This window comes from Pedobacter sp. GW460-11-11-14-TSB4, assembly GCF_059423705.1.
Window position 1 is genome coordinate 201,698 of sequence record NZ_JBWKYI010000011.1, and the last position, 2,143, is coordinate 203,840.

Here is a 2,143-nt window from a genome sequence, read left to right on the forward strand (position 1 = left end):
TTGTGCTGCTATTAGATTTGCATAGTGCTTAGATGCACCGCCCTCAGTTTATAAACCTGATAGAACGAAAAGCCCGGAGCGAGGAACGAGTGAGGACTTGGAGAAATAGCAGGGCTACCGGCTGCCACAGGTACAGAACGTTCATTTCCAAAACCTTTAAATAATGCTTTCCCTTTGTAAATCAGTTTTTCAGCACTATAATTTGATGTTTTTTGGAAAGCAGAACCTGTAACATCAGTCTAATTTTCGCCGGGCTTTTCGTTATAGTCCCGATTTTGAAGGAAAATCGGGAGCTGCCACTGCAATCCCGTTTAGGTACACAGGTTCCTGCTGCTATTTGGGTTTGCATAGTGCCTGGGTGCACTGCCCTTTGTTCATAAGCCCGATAAAACAAAAAGCCCGGAGCGAAGTATGAGCAAGGACTTGGAGGGATAGCGGACTATCGCCCTCCACGGGCTTAGAACCTTTCATTTTCAAATTGAACTGTAGCGATTTCAATTTATGTCTAAGCGATTAGCCAATTAACCATCCTTCCTTTCCAAACTAATTCAGCTTTTTTCCTTATTTTTGCATTTCCTGAATTTTTGGGTCTATGCCAAGCTCAGGAAATTTCAACAAGAATAAATATGTTAGATAAATTAGAAGCTATAAAGCTGCGTTGGGAAGATGTGGAAGAATCGTTGAGTAATCCGGATGTAATACAGGATATGAAACGCTTTGCGGCTTTAAATAAAGAATATAAAGACTTAGGCAAGATTGTGGATGAATATAAAATCTACAAAAATGTGATGAGTAATATTGATGCCAACAAAGAAATTTTAGCTACTGAGAAAGATGCTGAAATGCGTGAGATGGCAAAAGAAGAGCTCGATCTTTTGTTAAAGCAACAGGAAGAAATGGAAAGCAATATCCGTTTGATGTTGATTCCTAAAGATCCGGAAGATGCTAAAAATGCTGTATTTGAGATCCGTGGCGGTACCGGTGGTGATGAGGCGGCTTTATTTGCCGGCGATTTATACCGCATGTATACCCGTTATTTCGAAACCAAAGGCTGGAAAGTGGAAACTGTTGATGTAACCGAAGGTACTGCTGGTGGTTATAAAGAGGTGATTCTGAAAGTGAGTGGCGATGATGTTTATGGCCAGTTAAAGTACGAAAGTGGTGTACACCGCGTACAGCGTGTGCCTGATACCGAAACACAGGGTCGTGTGCATACTTCAGCTGCATCTGTAGCAGTTTTACCAGAAGCTGAAGAGATTGATCTTTACATTAATCCTGCCGATATTGAATTGCAAACTTCGCGCTCAGGTGGTGCCGGTGGACAGAACGTAAATAAGGTAGAAACCAAGGTGCAGCTAACGCACAAACCATCGGGTATTGTGGTGGTTTGTCAGCAGGAACGCTCGCAGTTGGGTAACCGCGTTATTGCAATGGAGATGTTGCGTAGTAAACTTTACGATATCGAATTGCAGAAAAAGAATGGCGATATTGCTGCTAAACGTAAAACAATGGTATCAACCGGCGATCGTTCAGCGAAAATCAGGACCTACAATTATCCTCAGGGCCGCGTTACCGAACACCGCATCGGATTAACGATGTATAACCTGCCAACCATTATGGACGGCGATATTCAGGAGATTATTGATGCGCTTCAGTTTGCTGAAAATGCAGAGAAGATGCAGGAAGGTGCTGTAGGTTAAGGAGTTAAATATTTTTAAAAAAAAAAGTTTGCAAATTAAGATATAGTCTCTATATTTGCAACCTCGAAAGAGACAAGAGGTTCGAACTTTAAAGAAGAACAAAAGGAGTGGTAGTTCAGCTGGTTAGAATGCCTGCCTGTCACGCAGGAGGTCGCGGGTTCGAGTCCCGTCCATTCCGCAACAAAAGCCTTAACTTGAAAAAGTTGAGGCTTTTTTGTTTAAGAATCATTTTGATTAAAATATTTAGAATGAGGTTCAGTGTGTTACGTAATTATTGATTAAAAAGTCGGTTATTATAGTGATAAACTGAATATAGTGTCTATATTTGCATTCCCGAAAGGGGAAAGAGGTTCGAACTTTAAAGAGAACAAAAGGAGTGGTAGTTCAGCTGGTTAGAATGCCTGCCTGTCACGCAGGAGGTCGCGGGTTCGAGTCCCGTCCAT

1 protein-coding gene and 2 tRNA genes are annotated in these 2,143 nt (G+C 41.9%); all 3 read left to right on the forward strand.

Features of this window, described 5'->3' with window-relative positions; genetic code table 11:
• The first annotated feature begins 626 nt into the window (after window positions 1-626).
• Entirely contained in the window at window positions 627-1,700 is a 1,074-nt protein-coding gene (gene prfA, locus AC07YT_RS13515) for a peptide chain release factor 1 (RefSeq protein WP_086548609.1), read from the forward strand.
• Window positions 1,701-1,804: 104 nt separating this feature from the next.
• Window positions 1,805-1,878: transfer RNA gene (locus AC07YT_RS13520), tRNA-Asp, on the forward strand.
• A gap of 200 nt (window positions 1,879-2,078) precedes the next feature.
• Window positions 2,079-2,143: transfer RNA gene (locus tag AC07YT_RS13525), tRNA-Asp, on the forward strand.

Bases quoted from the DNA above. Each gene is read 5' to 3' on its own strand.
- prfA (WP_086548609.1), top strand. From the start codon at position 627: ATGTTAGATAAATTAGAAGCTATAAAGCTGCGTTGGGAAGATGTGGAA.